The following is a 7,376-nucleotide window of genomic DNA, read 5'->3' on the forward strand; positions in this document are numbered from 1 at the left end:
ATGCTTAAGCTTCAATGGGTTACGTTTTTCTGGAAACAAGATTAACTCGACTTTGATTCAGAAACAAAAGCCAAAACTTAGAAAACCGAAATGAATCATAGTTTTGATATTCAGGTTAGGAATTTTGGCAGATCTAGTTTGAAACCTAGAAATGGATTTCTGATTGAGCCAACCGCACTAACCTCGCGCTTGCCCAAAATTTGATTGAGGCAGTTCTCTGAATTTCTAGCGCCAAAGAATAAGAGTCCGAAAAACAGCGCTCAAAAAGCCGACTTGCCGACAAACACAAAACTGAAAAGCCTAGGGAACAAAGAAAAACCATAACCCACTGATTTTGTTTGATTAAGCATAACGCCCGCCTAAGGGGTTGGCAACGCATAACACCAAACTCAAAACAACAACCGTAACCACCGCGGCTCAATGGGACTGAAAACGCCACGCGTTGACAGTCCCTCTTGAGGCGTTTGTTATACCTATTTTTCACCCTTATAGGCCAGTAACTCACCTTTACCTACTGGCACTAACGAAACGCTCAGGTTGTGCTGAGAGCTTATCCACACTCTGAATTCTGCAAGTTCATCTGCATGAGAGGTGGCATTGTCACAGACCAGTAAACCACCCGTTTTCAGAAGATTGAATAAGTCGTCAGCTAACGATACATAGGTTTTCCTGTCAGCATCAAGGAAGATAAAATCTATACTTTCAGGCACATCAGCTAGGACTTCCGTAACGTCTCCGACAAGTTGAACTATCTTCGAGCTTGTATGCGTCTGATTGAAATTTAACGAGGCCTCTTCGGTTTTCTGAGGGTTAGCTTCAATTGTGTAAACCTTACCATCATCGGGAAGTGCCGAGGCTAACCAAATCGTCGAGTATCCGTTAGATGTACCAATTTCCAAGATCCTTCGTGCGCCCGTGGCTTTAACAAGCACAAATAGAAACTGACCAGTGTCTCTTGTGATATTCAGGTACTTCTTTGATTTATCAGATTGAGCAAGATCGTTTTGTATCCCGAACTGCTCTAAATCTTCCATGATTCTTTGAAATTCCAACGTATTTCCCTCAATAGGTATAACGCCCGCCTAAGGGGCTGGCAACGCATTAACACTAAACTCAAACATAACAACTGTAACCACCGCGGCTCAATGGGACTGGAAACGCCACGCGTTGACAGTCCCTCTTGAGGCGTTTGTTAAGTTGAAATTTGGTTACAAAAGAAACTTATACCCTAAAACACCTAAATTAATCACAGAGCTTAAAATCCCAATCACAGCCATAATTTTAGCCAAAATAGTCCAGACCCTTTTGCCTTTATATTGAGTAGCCGAACTCCATACCGCGATACTAATAACAAAATAATAAATTGACATAAGTATTACGACTACCAGCGCAGACTCAACTGTTTGCTGTTTAGTTCCTATGCTTGTCAAAATCGCGCCAACAACTACATAACCAGCCCAAAAGACATCTACTAATCTATAGTCACCTGACATTAACTTAGCAATTATGTTTTTTTGATCTTGATTCTTTACTTCATCCACTGGACTTTTCCTCTTTTCAACTTAACGCCCGCCTAAGGGGCTGGCAACGCAGTACCACTAAACTCAAGCACAGCAACCGTAACCACCGCGGCTCATTGGGACTGGAAACGCCGCGCGTTGACAGTCCCTCTTGAGGCGTTTGTTAGCTGCTCAATACACCTTACTTAAGTTTCTACGCCATTCTGGCTGCTTATCCTGAAATGCCCAATAGGTTTCCATATTGGTGATAGCACCTGATACAAAACTAAAGATGCTTGTCGCATAAAAACTGTCTGAGCAGCTGGGGCTTGAAACATAAACCACACTGATTACTTTATCGCTCATGGTTTCTTCTAGTGACAGGATATCGAACGTCCAGTCTTTGCCAAAGGCTTCATTTACCGTAATAAAATCATCTCGGCTTTCATAAAATTCACGCTTGTCGGCCATAATACTTTCAGATTTTCATGGAGTAATGCTTCACAGCCAACGTAATTGCCTTGGCTGAACTTAGTCCAAAGCTCTTTTACTATTTCTGTATTTTTCATGCACAAATCCTTTTCTTATGATGCCGAAAATCAGCTAACGCCGCATTAAGGGGTGAACAACGCATTTCCCCCCAACTAAACCATTGTGCCGTAAACACTTAAGTTAATTCAAACCAAAACTGCCAAGCGTTGTGAATCCCTCTTGAATGCTTTGTTAGTTGCCAAACCCAAGGCTTGGGTTTGGAGTTTATTACCGTTTTTGATTTTACGTGCTTTGAAAAACTCAAATCAGGCGTAGTTTTAAAGCGACTGTCAATGAAACCACTTGGAACAGATAGCGACGTAGAAAACGGACTTACAACACCAAAAAGCTCTTTTGAAAAGACAATATCACCGAGCTGCTTTTCAGCAAGTGAATCGGTTTCTGAAACAGAAAATCCAACCACAAAAGAAACCTGACAACGATTTCCACAAACCCGAATAATTAAAAATTGAAATACGAAAACCTAGCCAAAAAACACACGGACATTAGGCCTAAATATTTTTGTTTTAGCTGCGTTTTTCTCGTTGGCAACTAACGCCCGCCTAAGGGGCTGGCAATGCATAACACTAAACTTAAACACAACAACCGTAACCACCGCGGCTCAATGGGACTGGAAACGCCACGCGTTGACAGTCCCTCTTGAGGCGTTTGTTATGAGCAGCGAGCTAAAGGTTGCTAGATTTCTTTTAACACTCGTGCAGGGTTGCCACCAATGACAACATTGCTACCAAAACTCTTTGTTACAACGGCTCCCGAGGCAACAACAACATTGTCACCTAACGTTACTCCTGGGTTGATCGTTGCATGACCTCCAATCCAACAGTTGTTACCTATTCTAATTGGCTTTCCAAACTCTAACCCACTGTTTCTCTGAATCGGATCGATTGGATGAGTTGCAGTATAAATTCCAACCTGTGGTGCTATAAAACAGTTATCGCCAATACGAACTTCCGCTACGTCCAAAATGACACAGCCAAAATTGGCATAGAAATTCTCACCAACGTGTATATTCAGCCCGTAATCGCAGTTGAAGGTAGATTCAATGTGAATGCTATTTCCAGTAGAACCCAACAAGGATTTGATTATCTCTACTCTTTTCTCTAGGCAACTTACACTTGTTTGATTTAGCTTCTCTGTGAGTAAACGAGCCTCAAGACGCAGCTTGACGAGCTCTGCGTCACTCGGGTCGTAATACTCACCAGAGAGCATTTTTTCTCTTTCTGACATATACAACTCAGTTCTAAATTTTAATGCTGCTCATAACGCCCGCCTAAGGGGCTGGCAACGCATAACACCAAACTCAAACACAACAACCGTAACCACCGCGGCTCAATGGGACTGGAAACGCCGCGCGTTGACAGTCCCTCTTGAGGCGTTTGTTAGGGCAATCTAAACTCTGACGCCTCGTCTATCGCTTGCTCAAGACGGATAATATAGTTCTGTAATGTATCAATTATTGATTTGATTAATAACATCCCAATGTACAACCCCCCTAGAAATGATAGAGCCCAAATCTGGGCGAGATTTAACGTGTTATTTTCTATTTTTGGTAGTTGCGTATATGTGTAATACAACATGAACAAAGCAGGAAAAACCCCCAGTTTATCCATAGCTCCAACTAGAAAGCTCGCTCGCCCCGTTAGAAATGCAATGTGCTTTTCAAATAAACATTTCACATACTTTAATGACTCAACTTTATATTTCGCAAGTTCATGAACCAACCCAGAAGATGACTCGTTGTTAATTTTAATGGCATTCAACACACTACGCTTAGCTGAAAATATGAATGTAAACGCCCCTACTGCCGTTGATAAAACATACGCGAAAACAAATAGATAACATAGGATAAGAAAATATATTGAATAACCCTTACATCCTAAAAACAAAAGAATTATTGCTGTCACCAAAGATAAGATCGCCAATAATAATGACCATTTTTCAAAGGAAGACTCAAATAAATAAATTCTCCATGATCTAAATTTTGCTTCTCTGGTAATAAACAAGTCAATTATTTCATTAACCTCTGAACTCATACTCTCCTCGAATGCCCTAACGCCCGCCTAAGGGGCTGGCAACGCATACCACTAAACTCAAACATAACAACCGTAACCACTGCGGCTCATTGGGACTGGAAACGCCACGCGTTGACAGTCCCTCTTGAGGCGTTTGTTAGCTTCGTAGCCTATTGTTTAGCGATAACTTTTTAAACACATATTTACTTGAAAACCATTTTAAGCAAAAGCATCAAGCAAACACACGTCCAACGCCAAAAGCTGTGAAGTGAGCTGCCAAAACTCACAGCGATCAAGGTTGAGTTGGCCACTTACAGAATCCACATCAAAGAAAGCGCGATTTCAGTGACGATGCTGCCTTTTGTGAAACCAAGCTGGCCGTGTTGAACATCCAACAACTTTGAAGTATCGAGACTTGTTGGCTTTCAGCAACTTTGAAACTGCTGAACATTCAACACTTTCTACCAAATCAGCATCAGGAAAACTCAAAAGCCAAATAGTGACATTTGAATGCTAGAAGCTGAATTTTTAGGACAATTAAACCCAGATTTCGATGATTTTCGTCTCAAGAAGCTAACGCCGCGTTAAGGGGTGAATGCCGCCTAAACCAAGCTTCTGCAAACCACTTTCACCACCAAAACTCACTGTAAACCAAAAATGCCACGCGGCATGAATCCCGCTTAAACGCCTTGTTATGTTTAAGACTCGAACGGTTAAGTTTTACGACACCAAGAGCTTAACTCGACTTAACTTTGAAAACCAAAACCAGACGCTAAAAAGCTGAATTAACTCATAAATTTGATTCTAATGATTTTGAGTTTTAGCGTGAGAAGCCGAAAACTGGAGTTGAAACTTTGAAACAAAGACGCTTTATTCGATTCCCAAATGCACTGAGCTTTAATGAGGCAACTCTCAGAATTTTTCGCGCCCAAGAATTGGAGTCCAGAAAACAGCGCCCAATGAGGTTAACTTGCCGACAAGACCAAAATTAGAAAGCCGAGAATGAAAGGAAGAGATGCAACCAACTGATTTTACGTGATTAAACATAACGCCCGCCTAAGGGGCTGGCAACGCATTAACACTAAACTCAAACACAATAACCGTAACCACCGCAGTTCATTGGGACTGGGAGCGCCGCGCGTTGACAGTCCCTCTTGAGGCGTTTGTTAGCTGATCAATACACCTTACTTAAGTTTCTACGCCATTCTGGCTGCTTATCTTGAAATGCCCAATAGGTTTCCATATTGGTGATAACACCTGATGCAAAACTAAAGATGCTTGTTGCATAAAAACTGTCTGGACAGTTGGGGCTTGAAACATGAACAACACTGATTACTTTATCGCTCATGGTTTCTTCCAGTGACAGGATATCGAACGTCCAGTCTTTGCCAAAGGCTTCATTTACCGTAATAAAATCATCCCGGCCTTCATAATATTCACGACTTGTCGGCCATAATACTTTCAGATTTTCATGGAGTAATGCTTCACAGCCAACGTAATTGCCTTGGCTGAACTTAGTCCAAAGCTCTTTTACTATTTCTGTATTTTTCATGCACAAATCCTTTTCTTATGATGCCGAAAATCAGCTAACGCCCGCCTAAGGGGCTGGCAACGCATTACACTAGACTCAAACACAACAACCGAAACCACCGCGGCTCATTGGGACTGGAAACGCTACGCGTTGACAGTCCCTCTTGAGGCGTTTGTTATGCGTTTTGTCCACGAATAGCAAATATTTCCTTAAGTACATTTTTCCCTTCTGGCCCAAACACATATGCACCATCACCTTTACTTTGAATTACATCATGAGCTTCTAGAAATGCTAAATCTCTTGGAGAAATCTTTTCATCAGTATGAGCACCAGTCCAACCAGCTTGGATGTACTCTAAAACTGTATCAAATGACTCGGACAAACTCGGATTTTCGATAATTTGCAAAACTAGCTCTCGATTATTATTTTTAAGAGATTGTGTGCTTGCAGTATTTTCACTGTTTCTAATTTTGATTGGTTGTTCTTGCTCTGAAGACTCTAATTGGATTCTAAGCTGCTTAATTTCAATATCCTTATTTTCTATTGTGCTATTTAGCATATTAGACATATTTTCCATTTGACGCCTGATTTCAATTGATTGCTCAAGAGTAAGTAGTGATTTCATTTCAATTGAGTTTCGCGTATCAACTTTCTACTTATGAAAACGTAAATGAAGCCAGTAAAATCCATTACTTACAAATGGCATTATGGTTAAAAAGAAAATTGTCGAAATAATAGGCTTGTAAAGCAAATCGCTTAGGTTCAGAGCATAGGTTTCTATCCATTTGAGTTTATGAAACGCTAACTCATTTTCACTAACAAATAGCGTTACATATAATATTTTCCAATTCCAAATAACCCAAGCCACTATAAACGTACCATACAATGGACTTGACACTCGTTCATATAAAACCGAGTTAAACGATTTTTTAAATTCTTCTAGCAATTTTCACCTCGCAAAATGTGCATTAACGCATAACGCCATGTTAAGGGATGAGCGACGCAATACCGATGTTGCTGCAACCATCTTAAACACAAAAATCAACGCATAGCGAAAATGCCACGCGTTGCGAATCCCTCTTGAACATTTTGTTAGTTTGAAAATTCAACTGGTTGATTTTACGTTCTTTTAAACTTCGAAAACAACAAACAGAGTCGAATAAATGCCCGGAATTCACAGAACTAGAGGAGAAATCACTATGTACAACAATACCATTATGAGACTTTAACTGAACTCACCAGTACTGAATTTAATGACTTAAATCACGAGTACTCGCGTTTAGTAAACACCTAGCGTTATATACAGTTTGAATTTGGCATAAGCTTCCTCTAGTTCACGAAACTCACGCAAAGAACAATGCGAAAAAGCAGCACTTCCCTCTATACGATCTAAGGTATGTTTAATTTTTCCTCGTTTAGCTTGATCGATAGTTTTTGCCAAAGAGATTGAGAGAGCATTAACTGACTTGTTTGATATATTTAATTCGAGCTGCTCTTCAAGCTCCAAAGCCAATTCCATTGCTTTTCCAGAGGATATGTAAGTCATCCTTTCAAACTAACGCCCGCCTAAGGGGCTGGCAACGCATACAACTAAACTCAACCACAACAACCGAAACCACCGCGGCTCAATGGGACTGGAAACGCCACGCGTTGACAGTCCCTCTTGAGGCGTTTGTTAGCTTCGTAGCCTATTGTTTCAAAATGACTTTTAACCATTTTTCTTGAAAGGTATTTTACGCAAAAGCATCACACAAACACACGTCCAACGCCAAAAGCTGTGAA

The 7,376-nt window shown here is 40.8% G+C and carries 10 protein-coding genes and 1 pseudogene; all 11 read right to left on the reverse strand.

Annotation, left to right across the window (positions count from 1 at the left end; translation table 11 throughout):
• Positions 1 to 473: 473 nt before the first annotated feature.
• Positions 474 to 1,034 carry an O-methyltransferase gene (locus D908_RS01905; protein ID WP_235047397.1) on the reverse strand — a complete coding sequence of 187 codons (561 nt, stop codon included), beginning with the start codon at positions 1,032 to 1,034 and terminating at the stop codon, positions 474 to 476.
• A 174-nt stretch (positions 1,035 to 1,208) separates the two neighbouring features.
• The gene (locus D908_RS01900; RefSeq protein ID WP_005527271.1) at positions 1,209 to 1,541 is read right to left on the reverse strand and encodes a hypothetical protein; all 333 of its coding nucleotides are present in this window, start codon (positions 1,539 to 1,541) and stop codon (positions 1,209 to 1,211) included.
• 150 nt (positions 1,542 to 1,691) lie between these two features.
• A complete protein-coding gene (locus D908_RS0119980) occupies positions 1,692 to 1,970 on the reverse strand; it encodes a hypothetical protein (RefSeq protein ID WP_005527273.1) in 279 nt (92 codons plus the stop codon).
• Positions 1,971 to 2,166: 196 nt separating this feature from the next.
• A complete protein-coding gene (locus tag D908_RS22355) occupies positions 2,167 to 2,454 on the reverse strand; it encodes a hypothetical protein (protein WP_005527275.1) in 288 nt (95 codons plus the stop codon).
• Between the two features lie 272 nt (positions 2,455 to 2,726).
• A complete protein-coding gene (locus D908_RS01895; protein WP_032467755.1) occupies positions 2,727 to 3,278 on the reverse strand; it encodes a sugar O-acetyltransferase in 552 nt (183 codons plus the stop codon).
• Between the two features lie 152 nt (positions 3,279 to 3,430).
• A complete protein-coding gene (locus tag D908_RS01890; protein WP_005527281.1) occupies positions 3,431 to 4,084 on the reverse strand; it encodes a hypothetical protein in 654 nt (217 codons plus the stop codon).
• 198 nt (positions 4,085 to 4,282) lie between these two features.
• Positions 4,283 to 4,396 (reverse strand): annotated as a pseudogene (locus D908_RS23235) (DUF645 family protein); the annotation flags it as partial.
• Positions 4,375 to 4,461, reverse strand: a complete 87-nt coding sequence (locus D908_RS23240; protein ID WP_390622368.1) for a DUF645 family protein — start codon at positions 4,459 to 4,461, stop codon at positions 4,375 to 4,377. The pseudogene D908_RS23235 and the gene D908_RS23240, both read right to left, overlap by 22 nt.
• Before the next feature lie 776 nt (positions 4,462 to 5,237).
• Complete coding sequence (locus tag D908_RS01885) at positions 5,238 to 5,615, reverse strand: nuclear transport factor 2 family protein (protein ID WP_005527286.1); 378 nt, start codon at positions 5,613 to 5,615, stop codon at positions 5,238 to 5,240.
• A gap of 154 nt (positions 5,616 to 5,769) precedes the next feature.
• Entirely contained in the window at positions 5,770 to 6,219 is a 450-nt protein-coding gene (locus tag D908_RS01880; protein ID WP_032467756.1) for a hypothetical protein, read from the reverse strand.
• A 654-nt stretch (positions 6,220 to 6,873) separates the two neighbouring features.
• Entirely contained in the window at positions 6,874 to 7,113 is a 240-nt protein-coding gene (locus D908_RS01875) for a hypothetical protein (protein WP_005527292.1), read from the reverse strand.
• Positions 7,114 to 7,376 lie beyond the last annotated feature (263 nt).

Source organism: Vibrio mimicus CAIM 602, from assembly GCF_000338875.1.
Classification (GTDB): Bacteria; Pseudomonadota; Gammaproteobacteria; order Enterobacterales; family Vibrionaceae; genus Vibrio; species Vibrio mimicus.